The sequence below is a fragment of the Salinispira sp. genome (assembly GCF_059431795.1).
Window position 1 is genome coordinate 1 of the sequence record NZ_JBXWXS010000001.1, and the last position, 23566, is coordinate 23566.

The window sequence follows — 23566 nt, forward strand, 5'->3', positions numbered from 1 at the left end:
CATAGCTAAACCAGTTTCCCCCATCCCGGGCCGGATCCTCCGATATAAACCGCCCAATCTCAGCATCATACCACCGGGCATTGAAGTAATACAGTCCGATGTCTTCATCAAAGTCTTTCCCGGTATATTTCACCCTCTCTTCATCAGAGAGAACGCCGCTTCCAGATACCGAGTCTCCGAAGGGGTTGGTTTCTCCGCTCCATACTTCATCTCCCATGAAGTTTGTTACAAGCACGGTTGAGCCCAGATGGTCTGTTGAGTAGAAATAGGTGGTGTGGTTGTGGGTATCAGCATCCACTACCCGTTTAGCTACATGGCGGAGTTTGCGGAAGATGTAATATTCGCTCTGCCCTTCTGTGTGTTTTTCTATTCTGTTGCCGTTGATGTCATACACATAGTGGGTTTCTTCACCATCTTCGTTGTGTTTATAAATTCGTAAATTGTTGATGTCATAGCCGTATTCGCTCACCGTAACAAGTTGGCCTTGGTCATTGAGGCGTTCAACTTTTACCAGGCGGTTTAGAAGGTCCCAGTGGTAGCGGGTGTATTGGCCTTCATGATGAATGGTTACTTCATCGCCGTTGGTGGTGGCAGATGTTCCTTTTTCGATTAAGTTACCGTTGGCATCATAGCGGTAGGTAAAGCCGTTGGCGGTTTTGACCAGGTCTGAGTTGGCGTAGTAGCGGTAGGGGTCGTTGGTCATGCTTCCGGCTAAGATGCTTTTTTGGCTTCGGTTTCCATCCGGGGTGTAGTTGTAGAATTCGTTGGAGCCTCCGGTGAGGGCGGTGACTTTGATTGTGTCGGTGTTTGCCGTCAGGATTGAGCCAAGGGGTTTGGGTGTTCCATCGTCATTGAGGGTGTGGATGGTTGAGTGGAGTTTGATGTAGCGGGTAAAGACCGGGCTTGAGAAGGTGATGGTGATGCTGGTTTCAGTGAGTTCTATGCGGGCATCGTCGTGATGTTGGTAGGCACTGTTGCCATTGTAGAGCGCGGTAAATACCTGGAACATGTCGGGTGAGAGGTTTTGGGTGTCGATGTTTTGCAAAGGTATTTCTACAGATTGTACCGAGTAGCCGAAGCCGGTGTCGATTACCATGCTGTCTGCTGTTGTGGAGAGTTGAAGTTCCTCTCCCTGGAGGCTAAGCGGTTTTGTTCCTAAGACGTCGTTTTGCACAACCCCATAGCTTCGCTGGGATGTATCGGGTTCCCAGGTTTTACTTCCCGCATCGCCGATGATCATGGCTGACTGGAGTCGTCCCAATCTGTCATAGCTGTAGTAGTCATCGTTTTTTTCGATGATGTTGTCATCCATGTCATAGGCGAAGCGGTAACTTTTGAGGGTTCCTTCGTCATTGCTGTAGCTCATGGAGGAGAGGCGGTAATTGGCGTCATAGTTGTAGTTGAGCTCTACGCCGTTGGTCATGTTGTAGTCTGATAGAAGCCCCGCTTCGTTGTAGTTCAATTGGTCGATATACAGTGGCATGGATTCGAGTTGACCAAGGTTGTTGTAGTTGTACCTGGCTGAATGAGTGTCAGAATAGCGAGTCTCTGTCATCCTGAGCATTGTATCATAATCATATGAGGTTTCGAATGCTGTCCCATATCCTACTGTAGAAACTGAACGGATAAGTCCGTATGGGTCAGATAGATAAGCCCCTGGTTTGCTGTTGTATGTTGTAACCACACCGTTGTCACTGGCAGTTTTAATTTGACCTGCTTCATCATACTCGAACATCTGGCTGTGGCTAAGACCTTCACCAGTATTTGTATAGTTAATTTCTTCCAACAAGTTTCGTTCATCATAATCATAAACAGCAATGGTTTGGCGGGGGTCAATTGATCCACTCAGGTTTCCATTCGCATCGTATGCATATATCCACTCTTTTCCACGGGAATTACGCTCATATACCACCATGCCCCGTTCATCATGCAGTGCGAAGAATTCATCTGAGGCAGGATCCACAGTGCGGGATAGATTCCCGAACTCATCATAAGACAGAGTGGTGATCTGGTTGTCTGCATCTGTAATACCGATATTTCTCCCCAACTCATCGTAATAATAATAGGTTGGAAGCTGATTTCCGCTCCATTCTTCAACAAGCAGCCCCCTGGAGTTATACCGTGCCTGGTAGTTTACTCCTTTGGGCAAGGTTTGCCGAATAAGGTTCCCGAATTCATCATACTCCATGAACGAAGTAAGACCGCCGGGCAAGTTTTTTTTGATTACATTGCCTGCCGCATCAGTTGATGTTTTGCTGGTGAGTGTTATCCGTGACAATCCGTGCCTTTCCGTGGTTACATCTTTTCCAGCGTGTCCGTAGATTCATCCTATCCGCTGATTCAGTGGTTTCTTGCCATATGATGATAGCTGCCGTATGAGAAGTCCCATTTCTTTAGGGTAAAAAAAAGCCGCCTGATCATAGGATCAGACGGCCTGATGGTTCGCTCAACGTTTATCCTGTTGGAAGGGTTCGCCGATTGCTTTGGGGGCTTGAGAGGACTTGGAAAAGATGACCAGGGCCACCAGGGTAGCGACGTAGGGGAAGCTTTTGAGGAGCACCGGTGGAATTACCGCCAGCTCGGGGATTACCTGGCTCACATTGGCCATGGTGGTGGCGAAGCCGAAAAAGAAGGTGGAGCCCAGAATGCCTAATGGTTTCCATTGACCGAATATAAGGCTTGCCAGAGAAAGGAAGCCCAGCCCCGCAACGGTTCCGGTGAACTGTCCGGAATAGGTAACGATCATGATTCCTCCACCAAGGCCGGCGAAGGCTCCGGACACCCCTACTCCCAGGTATCGGGTGAGGCGTACGTTAATACCCGCCGCGTCTGCTGCATGGGGATGATCCCCGCAGGCCCGCAGGCGCAGTCCCGGCGGCGTGTAGTAGAGCACGTAGTATGCCCCGGCGAGGATTGCCAGAACCAGCCAGGTAGTGGCGTAGCTGTTGGTGAAGAACAGAGGACCGATGAGGGGAATCTTGCTTAATCCCGGTAGGTCGAAGCGGGAGAGGTTGTTGATGATTTGAATATTGCCGCTTCCCAGCATGTTCCGGGCGAAGAATACGGTAACAGCGGCTGCGATCATATTAATCGCCGTACCGGAGATGATCTGGTTCGCATTGAGCGATACCGATGCAAAGGCGTGAAGCATGGAGAACGCAGCGCCGGCGATCATGGCGGCAACCAGGCCGATCCAGATGGCGCTTCCGCCCATGCTGGTTTCCAGAACCCTGATGGTGAATGCGCTGGCGAATGAACCGATGATCATGAGCCCTTCAAGGCCGATGTTTACTACCCCTGAGCGTTCGCTGAACAGTCCGCCCAGGGCGGTGATGAGCAGAGGAATGGTGTATGCGATTGCGTAGGGAAATATCTGAATGATGATGTCCATTTATTCCTCCTTCCCTTTCCGACGGAATGAGTTGAGCATTCTGTCGAATAGAATGCTGGTCGCCGAGCCGTAGATGATCACCCCGATAATAATGTCGCCGATTTCCGGGGGTACGGCAGTCATGGACTGCATGAAGCCTTTCCCGTTCTGAAGCAGACCGAAGAAGATGGCCGAGAGCAGCGCTCCCACTGCGGTATTGGCTCCTAAGAGAGCAACGGCGATTCCGTCGAAGCCCTGGGTGGGAAGTTTCCCGATTTCCATGTGGCTTGAGTATCCGGCATAGTAGGTAAAGCCGGCCAGCCCGGCCAGTGCGCCGGCGATTACCATGGAAAGGATGATGTTCCGGTTCACGTTCATGCCCGCGTACTCGGAGGCGAAGCGGTTGTATCCGGCGGCTTTCAGCTGATAGCCCAGCACGGTTTTGTTGATAATCACTCCGATAATGATCACGATGATTATTGCAATGAACAGACCCAGGTTCAAAAATGACCTGTCGGTGATGCTGGTAAGCCACTCAGTCTGAAGACTGGCTTGAAACGGCAGCTTTGCAGACTGGGTTTCCTGTTCTGCGGTGAACCCGCCCTGAATGGTGTAATAGGTTACCCAGAGGGCAATGAAGTTCATCATAATTGTGGCAACAACTTCGTGTACATTGAACTTTGCCTTGAGAAGCCCCGGCACAAAGCCCCAGAGGGCACCTCCCAGCATGGAGGCGGTAAACATAATCGGCAGAAGCAGCGGTTTGGGCAGATCCAGGGTTAACCCGATCATGGTGGCCATGAGTCCGCCGATGAGCATCTGCCCTGAAGCCCCAATGTTGAATAAACCGGTGCGGAAGGCAAAGGCCACCGAGAGGCCGGTGAGCATGAGGGTGGTTCCGTTTGCCAGGGTGTTGGCAAATCGCTTGGTATTCATCAGTCCGCCCCGGAAGAGAGACCAGTAGGCGGAGATGGGATTGCTTCCTGTAATTAATATGAGAATCGCACCGATGATCAGGCCGAAGGCAATGGCCATTAATGCGATTTTCAACTGACGGGGAATGCGAAATTTCACATCAGGCTCCTTTTTCAATACCGGCCATCATCAGACCGACTTCATTTTCATCGGTTTCACTGGTGATTACCTCGCCCACCTTCTGACCGTGGTTTATAACCACGATTCGGTCGGCCAGGTCCAGAATTTCGTCCAGCTCAAGGCTTACAAGGAGAACCGCCTTACCGCTGTCCCGCTGCTCAATGAGCCGTTTGTGGATATATTCTATGGAACCCACATCCAGGCCCCGGGTGGGCTGCACTGCGATGAGCAAGTTGGGATCATGACTGATCTCCCGTCCGACGATTGCTTTCTGCTGATTTCCGCCGGAGAGGGCCCGGGCTTTGGCCACGGCCCCTTCACCGGAGCGTACATCGAATTCCTGGATCAGCGTGTCGGCGTGCTTGCGGATTTCATCAAACTGAAGAAAGCCGTGTCGGGAAAAGGGTTCCTTTTCGTGGATCTCCAGGATCATATTCTCCTGAATTGAATAGTCAAGGACCAGACCCCGTTTCTGTCGGTCTTCGGGGATATGGGCAAGACCGGCTTCGAAGCGGCCTTTAATGGATTTATGGGTGATATTAACGCCGTCGAGATCGATGGTTCCCGATTTTACCGGCCGCAGCCCGGTCAGAGCTTCAACCAGCTCGGTCTGACCGTTGCCATCCACACCGGCAATACCCAGGATCTCCCCGTTATATAAATCGAAACTGAACTGCTTCACCGCATCGTCGCCACGGTTGCCTTCAACCACCAGGTCTTTCACAGATAGGGTGAGTTCTCCCCGCTTCTGTTCTTCCTTATCCACATGAAACGAGACTTCCCGGCCCACCATCATTCTGGCCATGTCTGCTTCGCTGGTTTCACCAACGCCCACAGTTCCGATCACCTTACCCCTTCGGATAACGGTACATCGGTCGGCAACTTCTTTGATTTCTTTTAATTTATGGGTGATAAGGATGATGGATTTGCCTTCATTCAGAAGATTTCGCATGATCTTCATGAGATCCCGAATCTCCTGGGGAGTGAGAACCGCAGTAGGTTCGTCAAAAATCAGCACTTCCGCATCCCGGTAGAGCATCTTGAGAATTTCCACCCGTTGCTGCATGCCTACAGAAATATCTTCTATTTTCGCGTGGGGATCCACATTCAAGCCGTAGTGCTTGGAGAGTTTTGCAATTTTATCTGAAGCTCCCTTCCGGTCGATTACCGCACCGTTCATGGGCTCCATACCCAGAATAATATTCTCTGTCACGGTAAAGTTATGCACCAGCTTAAAATGCTGATGAACCATACCAATACCGAGATTATTCGCCTGAGTTGGATTGCGGATATCCACTTCTTCACCCCGAACCAGAATTCTGCCCTTATCGGGATTATACAGACCAAAGAGGATGCTCATCAATGTAGATTTACCCGCACCGTTTTCGCCCAAAAGCGCGTGCACTTCTCCCTGTTCCAGGGTCAGTGATATATCGTCATTTGCAACGATTCCCGGAAATTCTTTCCGGATATTCTGCATTTCAATTATTGTACTCATTGCCGTCCTCTAAACATCATCTTCTATCTCCGCGGAATTATCTAAAAAAAAGGCGGAGAAAAAAAAACAGGGGCATACGCCCCCGTTTTTGAGTACCAGTGCTTACTGGATGAGATCGCCCTGCTCAGCGGCTACGACGATGCTGCCGTCCATTACCTGAGCGAAAACATCATCAACCTGAGCCTGTACGTCTGCATCCAGATTGGGGTTTTCCGCGGGAATACCTACACCGTTATTGGTGGAATCAAGAGTAAGAATCTGACCGCCGGGGAACTCACCGTTCAGGTGTGCTTCGATCATGTCGTACGCAGCCTGATCAATTTTCTTCACTGCAGAAGTGAGAATAATTGAATTATCACCCTCATAGATTCCGTCGGCATACTGGTCTACATCGACACCCACAACCCATACATCTTCGCCTGAGCGTGCACGGCTTTTGGCTTCATTGATGGCGCCAACGCCAACTCCACCGGCTGCACAGAAGATTGCATCAACACCTTTTTCGTACATCTGAGCCGCAATCTGCTGACCCGCTGCCACGTTGTCGAAAGAACCCTGGTACAGTACGTTTTCTGCATTCAGAGTGATGTTTGTGCCGAGGTTTTCATTTGCATAGCTTACACCCTGCTGGAAACCCCAGTTGAACTTCTGTACGGGGGGAATTTCCATTCCGCCGATAAAGCCCGCTTCGCCTTCTTCAAGCTGCAGTGCGGTTGCAACCCCTGCCATAAAACCGGCTTCATGTTCTGCGAAGAAGATAGAAACGGTATTATCCGCTACTTCCACGTTGAAATCTCCGGGGTGGGGGCTTCCGTCGATGAGCACAAAACGCGCATCGGGGTATTCGCTCTGAGCCTGATAAATGGCCGTTTCGAATTTGAAACCGGGAGTTACGATAAACTTGTAACCCGCATCGTAGAGATTGCTGATTTCAAGAATATAATCGGCTTCAGTGGTTCCAACAGGCTTGAGATACTTGATATCAAGATCAAAATCTTCCGCCGCCATCTGAACACCTTCCCAGGTTCCCTGGTTGAAGGACTTATCGTCAATGGTACCGGCGTCTGTAACCATACCAACCTTTGTCTGAGCTCCTTCCTGAGAACCTTCAGCGAATACCGCCAGGCTCAGGAGGAAAACCATAAGTAAAAGTGCAATTTTTTTCACTTTTCCTCTCCTTTTTTTAAGGTTACTACTGCTATAGTAGAGCATGATTTCCAAAGGGTCAAAACTTTGTTGTTCAATTTTTGGAAAATCATCTCTTACTCTTTCATTCAATTAAATAATACTAGACCACTACCAATGCACAACCCGTCCGTTATCTTCCAGACGGCGGTTTATAAACTCCTGATCCAGGCTGAGCTCCCGGGATAGTTCCACCAGGGTCTGCTCCCCCACCAAATTCTGCTCAACGAAGAGATATATGAGGGCCCGTTCGGCAATGTTGGGAACCAGCAGAGCCCTCCTGTTGGCAATGCCCGACTCGCTTTCCGGATCATATTTTTCATTGAAGAGCGCCGCCAGGCTCGAGTTTTCAATATCCTCTTTCAGCAGGCTCAATTCGCCCTTAAGAGGCTCTGGATTCCCCCGGGCCGCTTCAAGCCCCAGAGGTTTGAGAATGAGAAACGTGTACTCTTTTCCCGGAAGATAATGATGTTCCTCACAGCGGGTACAGTAGTTGGGTTCCCGGGGATCGTCCTTCACATCATCTCCCCCTACGATTATAAGGGGATCGAAATAGAGAGCCGGGCATTCCTGCCCGTCAACCCGGTAATAGCGATAGGTAAAAAAAGAATCGGCCATGCAGTCCGCATGTTCGCAGTATGCGGTAAGGGGGAAAACATCAGTTGCGGTATCCAGCAAGAGCCGGGCACTGGAATTGAAAATATCTTTTCGGAAATTCAGAATGAGGGTGGGAAATACAAACACCAGACCACGCTCTATGCTGGCCTTTTTCGTCACATAGGCGATCCGTTCATCGTAGAAGCTGGCTTCATCCAGAATCCAAGTGCCTGCCTCAGGGTTGTTCATGAGCACGTTTTCCAGGCCGAAGGAATCTGAGATCCGTGCGATATTCTCCCCCAGTCGTTCGAACCCGCCACGGTAGGCCAGTGCATCTTCTGGGTATTCGCTGAAACGCTGAAGGTCGAGAATTGAGCGGATGAAAAACACCTTGCGCCGGTCGGCACCTCCGGTGATCGTGCTTTTGGCGAACTCTTTCGATTTGTTCATCGCAACCCGGGCATCACGCCAGATCTTGGCGGAGTACTCGGTTTTTCCCGAGCCCATTGGTCCGATTACCAGAATTCTGCGGGAAGGTTTCGTAAAATCGAAATGATTAATGGCATGGTGTATTTGCACATTCGGAAGCCCGAGACTTTTGAAAAACTCGCTGGCATCCGATGAATGGCTGCTTGTTAGCATCACGTTAAGAAACCCCTGTAGTCAGAGAACCAATCTACACAGTTTTACCCGGTTCTGTAAACATGGATATCCCAGAAATCCATTCCTTTGTCAAACCCATGGAGGGTTTCAAGAATATCTCCACCGGCAGAGCGGATTTCTGTTTCCAGTTCACCGGGTTGGAAGCAGTGAAGTGTAAATGTATTTAGAAGATCATCAGCGTCGGACGATTCGGCCTGGAAATACCAGTTCACCTCAATTGTAGTTTCGTCCAGCATACGGCTTTGTTCATATACCTGATACTCGTTACCCCGGGAATCATCACATGATCCCATGGAGACCGGAGCCTGGAGCGAATCCTCATAGCCCCGGGAATTGAGGACTGCGCACACGGCCACAGCATCTGTCCCCAGATGCCGGGCAATTGAGTCATACACCATGCTACGCTCCTGCCTGCTTCGGATGTGGCTCAGGCTGTTGGCCATGAGAAGAACCAGATCGTATGTTTCCCCTATACGGAAATTCCGCATATCTGCCCGATAAAAACGGGCGTCGGGAATTAACTTTCGGGCAAGCTCAAGCATGTGGGGGGATCGGTCCAGGCCGCTGAGCCGGGTACTGGATCCCCGGTACGCAAGTCCCTTTAAAATTCTGGCTTCACCGCAGGCCAATTCAAGTACCCGGGGGTTCTGCAACGGGAATCGGCGGGATATATAGCGGGACAGCCAGGCAATATCAACCTCATATCGTTCAAAGAGGGAACGGTATAATTCTGCTTGGCTATAAATAAATTCAGATGAGGGATCAGACTGATTATCTTCGTCAGCTTTCATGGTGATCTTCTTTCATTGGGAGTACGTTCATGGGGAAGCTCTTCATGGGGATCTTCATGGGGATCTTCCAACCGAATGAGTCCAAATGCCGGTTCCTCATAAGGATGGGCCATGCGCAACGCTTTCACCACATCTGCCCCATATTTCTCCGCACATATCATCTCAACCCTGAACTCCCTGACCCGGCGCAAGGAGAAACGCCTGCCGATTGCAGGGCTGGCCCCCTCTCCGGGAAGGAACTGGCCCCTGCCGGCGGTTTCCCAGCAAGCCTGGCTGTACTCGCCCTGGCGGCCGGCTCCGGCGGCGAACATGGCATGTTTCACCTTCTCCTTCCAGCGCCGGGGAACGAAGACATAGATCAGGTACATGGCTACTCTACCTCTTTGACCCCGTCACGGAAGAAGCTGAACAGCAGACGCTGACTGTCCATCTGATCCTCAAGGCCGGCGGTCTCCCGGGCACTGTGCATGGCAAGCATGGGAATCCCGATATCCACGGTGGGAATATCCGAGAGACTCATGGAGATGGTGCCGATGGTGGAGCCTGAGGGAACATCCGCCCGGTTGACCATTTCCTGGAGGGGAAGATTTTCCCCCTTCATAAGTTGGATAAACCGGGAGGCCACCAGAGCATCGGTGCCGTATTTGTACGCTGCGCTGCGCTTCAGGGCGATACCCCGGTTCAGCTCGGGGCGGAATGCGGGATCGTGTTTATCGGCATAATTGGGGTGCAGCGCATGAGCGGCATCTACAGAGATCTGAAAGCTGTTCTGCCGTGCGATAATCCGATCTTCTTCGGAAAGCCCGGCAGCCAGAAGATAGCGGGTGAACAGCGATTCAAACATCCGGCCTGCGGCTCCGCTGCGGGTTCTGCTTCCAATCTCTTCGGAATTATAGAGGCAGAGGATGGCATCCCGGGACTGGGCTGAAGGATCAAGATCAATGAAAGCTGAAAGTGCGGCATGGCTTGCCGCCAAATTGTCTATCCGCCCGGAAGTAAACAGGGAGTCTCCGCCTTCGGAAATGAAGTAATGCCCCTTCTCGGCGGGAACAAGAAAAGTCTCCACGTCCAGAATAGAGTCCCGGGATATTTCATGTTCATCGGCAAGCAGGTCCCGAATATCCTCTGAAGGGGAAGCGCTGTTCTGAAGTATCAGCGCCTTGAGTTCGGTCTGGGGGTTGTAACTGAGAGATTTGTTGATATCCCTGTTCATGTGGATGGCAACGTTGGGAATAATGGCGGCGCTCTGCTCCAGGATAAAATTCCGGGCTTCAAGTCCGTGTTTCCCCTGAAACACATAACGACCCGCCAGTTTCAGGTCCCTGTCCAGCCAAGTGGCATAGATGGGGCCGCCGTACACCTCAATTCCTGTGGTGAGACGGCCGGAATTTTTCTGAAATTCGCTGCCTTTGAGTTTGAGCAGGGGGCTGTCCAGGTGGGTTCCCACCACCGAAACACCCTTCTGGGGCTGTAATGGGCCGGTTGAAAAGGCCATAATTGCCGCGCCGTCCCGGACAACAAAATACTTTTTCCCTTTTTCAAGGTTCCAATTTTTGCCTTCTTCCAAGCGGACTGCGCCGGACTCCTCCAGCAGAAGGGCGCTGTATTCGGCGGCATGAAAGGCCGTGGGACTGGAATCGATAAACGAAGCGAGACCGCTGCTTAATTTCCTCAGCTCATCTGCACCGTAGCGGGGGGTATATTCGGACATACGTGGCTCCTTAAGACGTGGTTTTTGCACTTTTGCATACACCCTGCGATTTTAATAGAGGGTGTATGAATACAGACCGGCGTTGAGCTGGCCGTTTTTCAGATTCTTTTTTGTATCGGGTCTGAGCCCAACATGCTTTAAGCCCTCTCTGTTGGCAGAGAAAATATGTACCCCAAACCCTTTCCAATGCTGCTTCATGGTGTCGCCGAGACTGGAATAAAATTTCCTGATATCGTCCACCTGTAGCCGAATGTCGTAGGGGGGATTAAGTACCATCATTCGCTGCAGATTCTCGGATGCGGGGAGCTTGAGCACCTCGTGGAGGCGGTGAAAGTCGCACTGGAGAAACTCAATATACTCTTCAACACCCGCCCTGCGGGCATTTCTTTTGGCAATTTCCTGCGCCTGGGCATCCAGATCCGATGCAATTAGCCTCCAGGCCTTCCCTTCTCCGGGAGGCGCCGGCGTTTCGCCGGAGGACTCAGGCGTCCCGCCGTGGGACGTTTGCGTTTTTACCGAAGCCCCGGCGGCCGAATGAAAGGAATGGGAATAGGAACGGGAGGCGGCTATGAGGTAATCCCCCAAATCCGGCCAGCGGTGGCACATCAGCTCCCGACCCGCTGACGATTCTTTCTTTTTCACAAGAATGTTCTTTTTTTTAAGGATGGCGCCGGTGGATTTGTGTTGAGTTTCAACGGATTTCGTTTGAGTTTCGGCAGTTTTCATTTGTTCGTCGGCAGTATTCTTTGGATTTTCAGCGGAATTGTCCGGTTTCATCCCAGCTGTCCGGGCACCCTCAGTTGCTGCTAAGGCTGCGGGAGGAATTCCCCGGTCTTTCAGATACCGGGCCGCCTCGATGCTGAAGGTGCCGCTGCCGCACATGGGATCGATGAGGATGCCCGGGCCCTTTATGGGATCGAAGCCGGCGAGGCGGAGGATGCCCCAGGCCAGGGCTTCGTTGAGGGGGGCTCCGGCATGATCCTTTCTGTAGCCCCGCTGGCTGAGGGGAGTGCCGGCGGCGTCCCGCAGCAGCAGAGCACCGTCTTTCTGAAAGAGAACGGTGAAGCTGATATCCGGGCTGTTTCTGTCCACCGACGGGCGCCGGCCTTCCTTGGTGCGAAGGCTGTCAACGATGATGTCTTTGGTTTTCAGGGTGATATAGCGCAGGGAGGCCGGAGCCTTGCCGCCGCTCTCCAGAGCTTGGACGGCAAAGCTCTGGTTCAATCCCAGGTATCGCTTCCAGGGCAGTTTCTTCAAGGCAGAGTACAGCCCCGATTCCCTCTCCGCCGGAAGCCGGGATATCACATGAAACACCCGCAGGGCTGAGCGCAGCTGATTCAGAGCCCGTATGAGCAGAGCTTCATCCCCGGAAAAATTCACCGCCTGGCGGCCGGCTTGAATATCTTTGGCGCCGATCTGCTGAAGTTCCTCTTTCAGCAGTTCTTCCATTCCCGGCAGGCAGCTGGCAGAGAGTTTCACTTATATCCCCCTGCTTTGGAGGAGATAGATGAAATACCCGGCGTAACTGAGCAGGAAGAGAACACCGCTCCAGCGCTCAAGCCTGCGCCGCCACAGCAGAATAAAAAACAGCAGCAGACTGATAAGAATCATTGCCAGAATATCGAAGGTGAATCCCGCCGCATAGATGCTCAAGGGTGTTACCAATGCGGTTGCCCCGAGAACCATCAGGCTGTTAAAAATATTACTCCCCACAATATTCCCAACGGAAATATCCATCTGCTTTTTACTGGCGGCTATAACACTGGTAACAAGTTCAGGAAGACTGGTTCCGAAGGCAACAATGGTAATGCCGATAAAACGGTCGCTGGCGCCGAACAGATTTCTTGCCATCCAGGAGGCTCCGTCAATAAGGAAATCGGAACCGAAGCCCAGGGCGGCGATTCCGCCGACGATTTCCAGAAGCATGAGAGGTACGGGACGGTTTATATCTTCTTCGGAGATTTCATCCATCTCAACCAGCTCGGAAACCTCCTCCTCATGCTGCTTACTGTACAGGTAGAGAAACAGCACATAGGCAATCAGAGCTGCGATCATCAGAAGCCCTTCTATCCGGAAAATCCGCCCTTCACCGGGTGCCAGATCCTCCCAGAGCATGGGGAGGGCGGTGCTGAAAAGTATCAGATAACTGAAAAACATGAGGGGGATGTCCCGGCGGATAATTCCCTGGCCCACGGGTATGGCAACAATTACCGAGGATATCCCCAGGATGAGTGCTATATTGATGATATTGCTGCCCACAACATTTCCCAGGCTGATTTCGGTGTATCCCTGGAGGGCGGAAAAGAGACTGACGAAAAGTTCGGGTGCACTGGTTCCAAAGGCAACCACGGTAAGCCCCACCACAATGGGGGCAATTTTAAATCGGAGCGCCATTCCTCCGGCACCCTTCACAAGGTAGTTACCGCCTAAATATAGCAGAATGAGACCGGCTGCCACGGCTGCGCTGTTGAGAAGAATATCAAGTGTCATACTAAATTACTCCGGACGCTGAAGAAGTTCTAAAATCTGGGAGCGGTTCAGCATCCGCTCTTCGATTATCTCGAGACGTTTAATATCAACCGGCTCTTCAATGCCCTCGGTCTGGCAGTAGTTCAAGGCATCGAACACCGAAGTAAAACTGTCGATGCTGATAAGCTCGCCCATCTTTTTGTAGGTGAGTACGTATTTTACAGAACTGTTTGATCCCATAGCTGTATTATACTCATACAGCAGGATTTGTCATCCTGCAAAACTGATATTGCCGGGGGGAACGGTTGTAGTACCGCCGTAGACTCCGCATCGCAGAATTTCGAGCATATCATCCAAATCCTGCATAAATGCGGATCTAAACGTTTCCAGATCGGTGTCGGCTTCCTCACTCTGGTAAAGTCGCTGTTGTATGTCCGCCATGATCATAGTTGCAATCCGCCGCATCTGCAGGGGTTTGATCCGCAGTTCCTTCTGTGTGATCCCATCAAACATAAATTTCTGGAGTTGTGCGCTTTTTCGCCCATGTTCCCGGGCGAACTGATCAGCCATGGCATGATTCTCCGGGTGATGGACGGTTATGAGGAAACGAAACACTGCAGAATCCTGGATAAAAAGACCCAGGTAAACTTCACCCACCCAGCGTAGACGCTGGAGAAATTCGGAGGGGATGGTCTCCCGCCTCTGCTCGAAAGCTGAGATAAGCATGACTGTGGAGCGATTAATCAGATAAAGATATAGGCCCATCTTGCTTCCGAACATATTGAACAGGGTGCCCTTGGACACCCCCGATTCCCGGATAATTCTGTTGGTGGAAGCATTGGTGAATCCGTTTTGTGAAAACTCCTGGAGGGCGATTGCCAGAAGGCGGAGGATTTTTTTTCTGCCTACTGCGGAGGTATAGCGGGGTATCTCCAAGCCGTGGAGAAAATGGGATGAGAGATCCATAAAAGCATACTACCGCAATGTGACCAGGTGGTCAAACTACCTGGGGATGCTTTTTACAAGTGCGCTCCACTTTACCTCCACATCCACAGTTCGCCACAATTCAAACTGCGCCCCATCCCATCCCGCTCCGCCCCGCCTCATTCCGCCCCGCCTCGTCCCATCCCACATCGTCCCGCTCCCTTTCGTACCCGCATCTTTCCTGGGTGAACGATATTCACTCTTCCTCAGCTATGATATAACTGGCCCCACTATGGCATTGATTAGTTTGAAAAACATACACTTGCGCTATTCGGACGAATCCCTTTTTGAGGATGTAACTCTTCATATACGGCAGGGGGACAAAATAGGGCTCCTGGGCAGAAACGGCAGCGGGAAAACCACCCTTCTAAAACTGATCGCCGGCGATATCCAGCCGGACAGGGGTTCTGTTGCCGTCCAAAAGGAAGCTAAAATTGCCCGGCTCATGCAGGATGCAGCGGGTGATTTCAGCGGAAGCACCCGGAAGTTCTGTTTTTCACCCGAAGGGAAGGCGTTACTCCCGGTAAACGGCGCATTGATTAAAGACTTGCAAGATGAGGACTTCTCCCTTGAGCTGGACAAGAACTTCACCCGCCTCTCGGTGAATCCTGACGCCGAATACTCGTTGCTGTCCGGCGGAGAGAAACGCCGTGTTCACCTGGCTCTGGCTTTGGCCTGTCTCCCGGATGTACTTCTTCTGGACGAACCCACCAACCACCTCGATATCTCCACAATCCAATGGCTGGAGAGCCATCTCCGACGCTCTAATATTGCCCTGGTAATGGTCACCCATGACCGGCGCTTTGCCGCAGGGGTGACCAACAGAATCAGCGAACTGGACAGGGGGCAGCTGTACAGCTTCGACTGCGGCTACGATGAATTTCTGCGCCGGCGTGAGAATATCGCCTCCGCCCAGGATAAGGCCGAGCAAGAGTTCGATAAAAAGCTGGCGGAGGAAGAAGCCTGGTTGAGAAAGGGAATTAAGGCCCGGCGCACCAGAAACGAGGGGCGGGTTCGGGCCCTTCAGGCAATGCGGGAGGAACATCGGAACAGAAGGCAAAAGACCGGCAGGGTACGCTTCAGCATTGAGGAGGCCCGGCGCTCCGGTGATCTGGTGGCCGAGCTCGATGATGTAAGCTTTTCCTATTCGGAAGGTCCGACGGAATCACCGCTTATTTCATCTTTCACCGCATCTGTTCTCCGGGGGGATCGAATCGGAATTGTGGGGGATAACGGCGCCGGCAAAACCACCCTGGCCCGCCTGATAACCGGCGATCTGCGGACCGATTCAGGTAAGATCCGTCTGGGAACCGGTCTTTCAATCCTCTACTTTGATCAATTGCGGACACAGCTGGATCCACAGAAAACCATCCGGGAAAACATCGCCGGAGACGACGATGCAGTGGTGATCAACGAAAAGTCCCGGCACATCAATGCATATCTGAAAGACTTCCTCTTCGATCCGGAAGATGCCAACAAGCCGGTACATATTCTTTCCGGAGGTGAAAAAAACCGGCTCCTGTTTGCCAAGCTCTTTCTCCAGTCGGCCAACGTTTTAGTGCTGGATGAGCCCACCAACGATCTGGACATGGAAACCCTGGAACTGCTGGAGGATCTGCTGGCAGATTTCAGCGGCACGGTAATTATGATCAGTCATGACCGGGCATTCCTGGACAACTGTGTCAGTGATTTGTTTATATTTACCCCCTCCGGTACCATCGAGAGCTTTGTAGGCAGCTACAGTCAGTGGGAGGATCAACAAAAGGCCCATGGGAAGAGCACTTCACAGCTTTCAAAACCGGAAAACGCCTCCAAACCGGGAAAAAAACCCAAGACATCCGCAGCGAACAAACTCAGCTACCGGGAGAAGCAGGAACTGGAGTCTCTGCCGGAAAGCATTTCCTCCATGGAATCCCGTATTGCCGAAATAGAACAAACCCTTGCGGACCCGCTGCTGTACCAGGGTGATGAAGCCGGTGAGAAAACCCGAGCCTTGAGCACAGAGCTACAGGAATTGAACAACTCACTGGAAGATGCGTATGAGCGTTGGGATACCCTGGAGCAAAAACAGGGCTGACGGACCGCCCCCCGTCCCGCTCACCTTCCCCGCTTTCGTCTGTCGCCCCGCATTTCTCGGCCGCCCGTTTCCCTGAGCTGCCCCCTTTCGTCGGCGTATTCAACGGAACCGGTCGATGCCTACATGATGGGGGAGAAGATTCGCAGTATGCTGTTTCGCAACTTAATGAATGGAGACTGGCTGGTCAGGCTTGCACGGCTTACCTCTTCGCAGGACTCCAGGTCCCGTCGGAACTGATCCACCAGTTGTCGGGATAAATCTTCGTCATAGATCACCGCATTGGCCTCAAAATTGATGTGAAAACTGCGCATATCCATGTTGCAGCTGCCCACAGTACAAATTTTTGAATCAGCAACCACAAATTTGCTGTGTAAAAATCCCCGCCGATAGAGATACAGTTTCACCCCCGCATCTATCAGCCCGGAAAAGTATGTGTGGGCGGCCCAGAACGGCGGATGCTTGTCGGGAATGCCGGTCATCATGAGATGGACGTTCACTCCGCTCAGGGCGGCAGACTGCAGGGCATGGAGAATGCCCTGACTGGGTATAAAATAGGGACTCTGTATCCAGATATAAGTATTCGCATTGGTGATCATCAGAAAGAAGAGTTGCTCAATGGACGACCAGCGGGAATCGGGACCGCTGAATGCTATCTGAACCGGAGTCTGACGTTCACCGGGATGAAAGGCTGGAAAGAGTTTTCGGTCCAGAACCTGCTCGTTTCCGCTGGACGCCCAATCAATAAGAAACAGCGCCTGAAGCATCATCACCGAATCTCCGGTGATCCGCAGTGCGGTGTCCCGCCATTGTTCGAATTTTCTGCCCCCGTCAATATACTCTTTCCCCACATTGATGCCGCCGGTATAGGCTTTCCGGCCGTCGATTATCACCACTTTTCGATGGTTCCGGTAATTGATTTTCAACCGGGCTGGAGCCAGATTCAGGTCCAGAAAATATGAGAAGCGGATTCCCGCCTCTTTCAGTTCCCTGCGGTACGCAAATGAGATTTTTCCGAATGAACCAAGGCCGTCAAATATCAGCTTCACATCCACACCATTTCGGGCCCGCTCAATGAGAATATCCTTGAGATCTTCCCCCAGTTCATCCGAACGCCAGATGTAAAATTCCATGTGAATGGTTTCCCTGGCACGCTTGAGGTCGTGAAACATGGATGCAAAGGCATCTTTCCCGTTGTGGAAAAAGCGGATCCGGTTATTAAGGGTGATAATTGAGTTGTTTCCCGAAAGGAGCATGCGCATGAGTTTGGTCATGTCGCTGTAGGACTCGGATTCATGGGTCTCGATGAGCCGTGAGATAAACTCCTGTTGACGCTGGAGCACCGGCTGCAGGTAGGAGCCGAACACATCTTCCGGCTTCTGCTGAACTATTTTTCGCTTCTTCCAGTTGATACCCAGCAGGACGTAAAAGAGCACACCAATCCACTTAAACAGAAAAATCACAAGAAGCCATGCAATGGTGGTTTCGCTGCTTTTGGTATCATCAAGAATGATAATCATGGACGTAAACAGGGTCACCCCAAGGCTGAGAAGGGAGAGCAGTTGAAACGGATCGCTTAGATTCATATGACTATCGATACTACAACCATATCGATCCAAACACAATAATTGCGTTATCTCCACATCAAGATATAATGGGCGTCAGGAAGTATTATGAAAACAGAATCCTACAGCAGAACCTTCACCCCCCTGGATCTGGGGTTTACCTCCATCCCCAACCGTATTCTTATGGGTTCCATGCATACCGGTCTGGAAGAAAAGCCCGGGGGGTTTTCCAGGCTTGCGGAATTTTACCGGGAACGGGCTGAAGGAGGTGCGGGGATGATCGTCACCGGAGGAATCGCTCCCGACTTTCGGGGGTGGACCAAACCGTTCGCCGCCCGGATGAGTACGTTTTTCCATGTTCTGAAGCACCGGAAGATCACCCGCACAGTGCACCGTTACCCCACGAAAATCTGCATGCAGATTCTTCATACCGGCCGATACGGGTACCATCCGTTCACCGTATCGGCGGAAAAGCGCAAAGCGCCTATCAACCCCTTCACCCCCAGGACCATGACTCCCGCCATGATCCGCCGAAGCATCCGTCACTTCGCCCGGGCAGCCTCACTGGCGCAGCGAGCCGGCTATGACGGTGTGGAGATTATGGGTTCCGAGGGCTATCTGATCAATCAGTTTTTGTCCCGGCGAACCAATCAGCGCAATGATGAATGGGGGGGAAGCTTAGAAAACCGGATGCGGCTGGCCCTGGAAATTGTGCAGGCGGTTCGGAATAAGGTGGGCAAGAAGTTCATTCTTATTTTCCGCATATCGTTATTGGAACTGGTTGAGCAAGGAAATCAGTTTGACCAGAGTTTGGTGCTGGCACAGAGGCTGGCGGATTCGGGAGTGGATATTCTCAATACGGGCATCGGGTGGCATGAATCCCGGGTCCCCACCATCGCAGGAATGGTTCCCAGAGGAGTATTCAGCAGAGTGACGGCGAAGCTGAAAGCCCAAATAGGGATTCCGGTTGTGGCAACCAACAGAATTAACAGCATGGCAGACGCTGAATCCATTCTGGCGGCCGGGGAAGCTGATATGGTTTCCATGGCCCGCCCCTTCCTGGCCGATCCGGAGATTGTAAAAAAAGCCCGGGAGCACCGGGATGATGAGACCAATATTTGCATCGCCTGCAACCAGGCCTGCCTGGACCATGTATTTCTGAACCGCAGCGCAAGCTGTCTGGTGAATCCCCGGGCGGGCCATGAAACCCGCATTCCCCGGCCGGAAAACAATCGGGTGAACACAGCGTTGAGGATAGCGGTGGCCGGAGCCGGTCCGGCAGGCCTCTCCTTTGCCATCCATGCGGCTGCCCGGGGACACCGGGTGGAATTGTTCGAGAAGGAAGGGGATATCGGCGGGCACTTCACCCTGGCTGCCAGAATTCCGGGCAAGGCGGAGTTTCTCTCAAGCATCGCATATTACCGGAGAATGCTGGAGATTCATGGGGTCACCCTTCATCTGTCACGGTCCTTCACCCCAGAGGATGCTGCTCAATTTGACCGGGTGGCGCTGTGCACCGGAATTCAACCCCGGCAGCTGCATATTCCCGGCGTCGATCTTCCCCATGTGCTCAGTTACCGGGAGGCCTTAGAAGGGGACATCAGGCCCACAGGCAGGGTTGCAATTATCGGAGCCGGGGGCATTGCAGTGGACACGGCAAACTATCTTCTTATGCCCCACTTGCGGGGGATAGCCATGACGGGGAATCAGTTTTTCACCCATTGGGGAATTGACCCCGAGTCATCGGTACCCGGAGGGCTGACTATGAACCCTTCAGATCCTACTCACTCTACAAACCCGGAAAACGGTCCCCTCCAGGGCCGTATTTCCATGATGCGCCGCTCCAATGCCAAGCCCGGTGCCGGACTTGGGAAAACCACAGGCTGGATCCACCGCCTGGAACTGAAAAAAGGAGAGGTGGAGTTTATTCCTTCGGTACAATACCGCAGCATAGATTCCCGGGGAGTCAATATTACGGACGCTGAAGGACGGGAGCGCAGAATAGAGGCCGAAACGGTAATTATATGCGCCGGACAGGTCCCGGATAACAGGCTGTCCCGCCAACTGGATTCAATGGGAATCCGCCACCTGCTTATCGGCGGAGCCCGGGAGGCCCGTGAGGTGGATGCCAAACGTGCCATAGATGAGGCGGTTCGCCATGCAGCCCGGATCTGACGCCCCTTCACGGCCCAACAGCCTTACCAGAGAAACTCTTCATCCCGGGAGCATCACGCGCATCGCCGGCCAGATCCATGAGGCTTGGCCGGATTTTTCCCCTCAGGAGTTTGAGAGGGAGGCATCCGCCGGACTGGATTCACTGAATTTCAAGGAACGGGCACTGCAGATCAGGGACGCCCTGGTGCGCCATCTTCCCGAAGATTTTCCCAGGGCCGCAGCCATACTTTCCGCATCCCTGGGACCTCCCTCTCGGGAAGAATCAATTCGCGGAGTCGAAGGCTTCTACATTCTGCCCATGAGCATGTATATCTCCCATAAAGGACTGAATGATCCGGGCACCGCCCTGCCTGCATTGTATGAAATGACCAGACGATTCACGGCAGAGTTCGATATACGCCCCTTCCTCATACGGCATGAGCAGCAAACCCTGGAATTTCTCATGAAACTTACCCGGGATCCCAGTCCCTTCGCCCGAAGACTGGCCAGCGAAGGAACCCGTCCCCGCCTTCCCCTTGCACCCAGGCTTCAGCAATATGTGAACGATCCGTCACCCCTATTCCCCATTCTGGACGGTCTGCACGATGACCCCAATGAGATGGTACGCCGCTCGGTGGCCAACAACGTGAACGATATCAGCAAGGATAATCCTCGGCAGGCATTGGAGCTGATGCAAAGATGGGCAACCCCGGAATTATCGGAGGGAACAGCCGGGCAGCCGCCCTGGGTGGTTCGCCATGGAGCCCGCAGTCTGGTGAAATCCGCAGACCCCCGGGCTCTGGAACTTCTTGGATATTCGGACGCACGGCTCAGAATTACCTCTTTCACCTTGGCACCGGAGCAGGTGGGGCTCGGCGGTACCCTAAGCATGATTCTCCGCATTGAATCGGGGGCTACAGAGGAGCAGAAGCTGTTAATCCAGTACATCCACCGCCATCCCAACGCCAGGGGCAGCTACGCCGAGCGCAGTTTCTTTCTGAAACGAGTGCGCCTTGAAGCTGAAGCCGTGTTGGATATTTGTAAACTCCACCGGTTCCGGCCATCCTCAAACAGAAACTATTATCCGGGAATTCACAGCATCATTATCCGGGTGAACGGCCGGCGTCTGACGGAAAAGCGTTTCTGCTTCAGGTGAATGGGAATGTTACGGCTTCCGGTTCAGATATTACTTCTTCCATTTCAAATGGGGGTACGATGAGAGAAAGAGAAGCCGATAACTTCTGTAATTGGTAATAATGGTGGCCATGGCAGAAGATGCAATGATTCCAAAGAATATAAGGATCTGGTATCCCGCTGCCTCCAGGGGACTCGCACCGGCCACCATCATCCCCGCCATTGCTCCGGGAATATGAACGATTCCCAATGTTTTCAATGAATCGATCCGGGGAACCAGAGCGGTCTTCATGCTCATCTGCATGGGAATTCGCATTGCACTGCGGAAATCCATACCATCCAGCATTAAAGCCTCCACCATCTCCTGTTGGGAGGAAAAATCGCTGAGGGTCCGGCTGAACAATAGTGCAATGCTTCGGCTTGCATTACCTACAAGCATTCCGAATATGGGGATGGCCACATTGGCCTCGCTCTCCAAACCTCCGCTGAGTAAAAACACTCCAATAATGCTCACGGTGCTCAGACCCATGGCAAGGAGGCTGGTGACAAACGCGCCCGGAATTTCCCTGCCCCGTTCCCATGCCACCCTGGCGCCCATGAGTATCATCACCAGAATAATCAGAAGTTTCAGTGACCAATGGCCGGAGAAAATGGGCAATAGCAGCAGGGCAATAAACATCAGCTGAACAACGGCTCGAGCCGAGACTTTCAGCAATTCTCCGTGAAGCCCCAGCTTCATACGCATGGAGATAATCACCGGAACCAGCAATATGAGATACCCGATTAGCCACTGATCCCACTGCACGCCTGCCGAACCGCTGAACTCAAGAAATGATTCCCACATCCCCAACCTCCGTTTGCCCTTCCGATTAAAATTCCCGCTTGTAAGCCCGGGGCATAATCAATATTATCAGAGACATGATTAGAATGAACACACACTATAAGAAACTTCAATCCTCCTACTTGTTCTCAAAGATTGGGAAAAAGGTGGGGGATTTTCAGGCCGCCAACCCGGATCAGCGGGTAATAAAACTTGGAATCGGAGACGTAACCCACGCCCTGAGCGAAAGCATTCTCAAGGCCTTTCACAAGGGAGTGGATGACCAGGGAAGTGACGAAAGTTTTCACGGCTACGGACCGGAACAGGGCTACGCTTTCCTCAGAGATAAGATTGCCGAATATGACTACCGGCGCAACGGCTGTGATATTTCCGCTGATGAAATATTTGTATCCGACGGTGCCAAATGCGACACGGGAAATATTCAGGAACTGTTCTCACAGGATATCAGCATCGGTGTCCCCGACCCCGTCTATCCGGTGTATGTTGATACCAATGTGATGGCCGGTCGCACCGGCGAGTTTCGCGACGGCCGATATGAAGGACTTCATTACCTTGAAGGCAATGAAGAAAACGGCTTCGTACCTTCACCCCCGGATCAGCATATCGACCTGATCTACCTCTGCTTCCCCAACAACCCCACCGGGACCGTGGCATCGAGAGAGCAGCTGGCAGAATGGATTGCCTACGCCCGCAGGGAAAAAAGCCTGATTCTCTTCGATGCGGCATATGTTGAATTTATCCGGGATGAGAGCATTCCCAAGTCCATCTACGAGATCCCCGGTGCCCGGGAAGTTGCCGTGGAGTTCAGAAGCTATTCCAAGACCGCCGGCTTTACCGGAACCCGCTGCGCCTACACGGTGATTCCTTCGGAGTGCATGGTATATGACGAAACAGGTTCCCCCCATTCTTTGAAAGATCTCTGGCTGCGTAGACAAAGCACAAAATTCAACGGGGTGAGCTATCCGGTGCAGAAGGCAGCCGAGGCGATCTATACCGACAAAGGCCGACAGGAAGTTCGCGCCCTGAGCGACTATTATCTTGAAAACGCCAAACTGATCCGGGAAAAAATGACCGGACTGGGCTTTACCGTGTTTGGAGGGGAGAACAGCCCCTACGTGTGGGTTAAGGCCGGAGAATCCAGCTGGGAGCTTTTTGACGAGCTGCTGGAAAAAGCAGCGGTTGTCACGACCCCCGGTGCAGGGTTCGGAAGCTGCGGTGAAGGATACATTAGAATTTCCAGCTTCAACCACCGGGATCAGGTGGAGGAAGCGCTGGAGAGAATCGCCGAAGCCTTCGCATCCCGCTGAGCTGCGGTTTACGGGGTAACACTGTTCGGCCGGGGATAGGGGATATTTTTCCCGGCCGGAGTGTGCACCTCGGTACCTTTACACTAGCAGCGGCAAAGTTCGGCGCATTTCCGCCGGCGCAGCTGCTG

General features: G+C 52.4%; 19 protein-coding genes, 1 tRNA gene and 1 pseudogene. 5 read left to right on the forward strand and 16 right to left on the reverse strand.

What is annotated here, in order from left to right; translation table 11 throughout:
* From AC52PS_RS00005 to AC52PS_RS00050, 10 genes are all read right to left on the reverse strand, one after another.
* A partial coding sequence (locus tag AC52PS_RS00005) for an RHS repeat-associated core domain-containing protein (protein ID WP_495560969.1) occupies positions 1 to 2278 on the reverse strand: 2278 nt, incomplete at its 3' end.
* 168 nt (positions 2279 to 2446) lie between these two features.
* Positions 2447 to 3391, reverse strand: coding sequence for an ABC transporter permease (locus AC52PS_RS00010; RefSeq protein WP_495560970.1), 945 nt, complete (start codon positions 3389 to 3391; stop codon positions 2447 to 2449).
* A complete protein-coding gene (locus tag AC52PS_RS00015) occupies positions 3392 to 4444 on the reverse strand; it encodes an ABC transporter permease (protein ID WP_495560971.1) in 1053 nt (350 codons plus the stop codon).
* A gap of 1 nt (position 4445) precedes the next feature.
* Positions 4446 to 5963, reverse strand: a complete 1518-nt coding sequence (locus AC52PS_RS00020) for an ABC transporter ATP-binding protein (RefSeq protein WP_495560972.1) — start codon at positions 5961 to 5963, stop codon at positions 4446 to 4448.
* Positions 5964 to 6065: 102 nt separating this feature from the next.
* On the reverse strand, positions 6066 to 7130 hold the full coding sequence (locus AC52PS_RS00025) for a BMP family lipoprotein (protein WP_495560973.1): 1065 nt from the start codon (positions 7128 to 7130) through the stop codon (positions 6066 to 6068).
* Between the two features lie 129 nt (positions 7131 to 7259).
* Positions 7260 to 8387 carry a thymidine kinase gene (locus AC52PS_RS00030; RefSeq protein ID WP_495561066.1) on the reverse strand — a complete coding sequence of 376 codons (1128 nt, stop codon included), beginning with the start codon at positions 8385 to 8387 and terminating at the stop codon, positions 7260 to 7262.
* Between the two features lie 44 nt (positions 8388 to 8431).
* Positions 8432 to 9199: a class I SAM-dependent methyltransferase gene (locus AC52PS_RS00035; protein ID WP_495560974.1), complete on the reverse strand. Its 768-nt coding sequence runs from the start codon at positions 9197 to 9199 to the stop codon at positions 8432 to 8434.
* Positions 9196 to 9567: a YqfO family protein gene (locus tag AC52PS_RS00040; RefSeq protein WP_495560975.1), complete on the reverse strand. Its 372-nt coding sequence runs from the start codon at positions 9565 to 9567 to the stop codon at positions 9196 to 9198. Before AC52PS_RS00040 ends, AC52PS_RS00035 begins: the two co-directional genes overlap by 4 nt.
* 2 nt (positions 9568 to 9569) lie before the next feature.
* The gene (locus tag AC52PS_RS00045) at positions 9570 to 10910 is read right to left on the reverse strand and encodes a M18 family aminopeptidase (protein WP_495560976.1); all 1341 of its coding nucleotides are present in this window, start codon (positions 10908 to 10910) and stop codon (positions 9570 to 9572) included.
* A 51-nt stretch (positions 10911 to 10961) separates the two neighbouring features.
* On the reverse strand, positions 10962 to 12002 hold the full coding sequence (locus AC52PS_RS00050; RefSeq protein ID WP_495560977.1) for a hypothetical protein: 1041 nt from the start codon (positions 12000 to 12002) through the stop codon (positions 10962 to 10964).
* Between the two features lie 60 nt (positions 12003 to 12062).
* Here AC52PS_RS00050 and AC52PS_RS00055 point away from each other — a divergent pair.
* A tRNA-OTHER gene (locus AC52PS_RS00055) sits at positions 12063 to 12152 on the forward strand.
* 78 nt (positions 12153 to 12230) lie between these two features.
* Here the strand turns inward: AC52PS_RS00055 and AC52PS_RS00060 are convergent.
* From AC52PS_RS00060 to AC52PS_RS00075, 4 genes and pseudogenes are all read right to left on the reverse strand, one after another.
* Positions 12231 to 12389: pseudogene (locus AC52PS_RS00060) on the reverse strand (hypothetical protein); the annotation flags it as partial.
* On the reverse strand, positions 12390 to 13400 hold the full coding sequence (locus AC52PS_RS00065) for a calcium/sodium antiporter (protein ID WP_495560978.1): 1011 nt from the start codon (positions 13398 to 13400) through the stop codon (positions 12390 to 12392).
* A gap of 6 nt (positions 13401 to 13406) precedes the next feature.
* Positions 13407 to 13619 carry a hypothetical protein gene (locus AC52PS_RS00070; RefSeq protein WP_495560979.1) on the reverse strand — a complete coding sequence of 71 codons (213 nt, stop codon included), beginning with the start codon at positions 13617 to 13619 and terminating at the stop codon, positions 13407 to 13409.
* Positions 13620 to 13649: 30 nt separating this feature from the next.
* Positions 13650 to 14345 (reverse strand): TetR/AcrR family transcriptional regulator, encoded by a 696-nt coding sequence (locus AC52PS_RS00075; protein WP_495560980.1) that lies wholly within the window; start codon positions 14343 to 14345, stop codon positions 13650 to 13652.
* Positions 14346 to 14595: 250 nt separating this feature from the next.
* On the opposite strand from AC52PS_RS00075, the gene AC52PS_RS00080 reads away from it, so the two are divergent.
* On the forward strand, positions 14596 to 16440 hold the full coding sequence (locus AC52PS_RS00080) for an ATP-binding cassette domain-containing protein (protein ID WP_495560981.1): 1845 nt from the start codon (positions 14596 to 14598) through the stop codon (positions 16438 to 16440).
* Positions 16441 to 16559: 119 nt separating this feature from the next.
* Here the strand turns inward: AC52PS_RS00080 and cls are convergent, their stop codons facing one another.
* Positions 16560 to 18023: a cardiolipin synthase gene (gene cls, locus AC52PS_RS00085; RefSeq protein WP_495560982.1), complete on the reverse strand. Its 1464-nt coding sequence runs from the start codon at positions 18021 to 18023 to the stop codon at positions 16560 to 16562.
* 87 nt (positions 18024 to 18110) lie between these two features.
* On the opposite strand from cls, the gene AC52PS_RS00090 reads away from it, so the two are divergent.
* Together AC52PS_RS00090 and AC52PS_RS00095 are read left to right on the forward strand one after the other, a co-directional pair.
* Entirely contained in the window at positions 18111 to 20177 is a 2067-nt protein-coding gene (locus AC52PS_RS00090) for an oxidoreductase (protein WP_495560983.1), read from the forward strand.
* On the forward strand, positions 20161 to 21312 hold the full coding sequence (locus AC52PS_RS00095; protein WP_495560984.1) for a DNA alkylation repair protein: 1152 nt from the start codon (positions 20161 to 20163) through the stop codon (positions 21310 to 21312). Before AC52PS_RS00090 ends, AC52PS_RS00095 begins: the two co-directional genes overlap by 17 nt.
* A 30-nt stretch (positions 21313 to 21342) precedes the next feature.
* On the opposite strand, the gene AC52PS_RS00100 is transcribed toward AC52PS_RS00095, so the two are convergent.
* Positions 21343 to 22134, reverse strand: coding sequence for an ABC transporter permease (locus tag AC52PS_RS00100; RefSeq protein ID WP_495560985.1), 792 nt, complete (start codon positions 22132 to 22134; stop codon positions 21343 to 21345).
* Positions 22135 to 22208: 74 nt separating this feature from the next.
* Between AC52PS_RS00100 and AC52PS_RS00105 the strand changes: the two genes are divergently transcribed.
* Entirely contained in the window at positions 22209 to 23438 is a 1230-nt protein-coding gene (locus AC52PS_RS00105) for an LL-diaminopimelate aminotransferase (protein ID WP_495560986.1), read from the forward strand.
* The last annotated feature ends 128 nt before the right edge of the window (positions 23439 to 23566 follow it).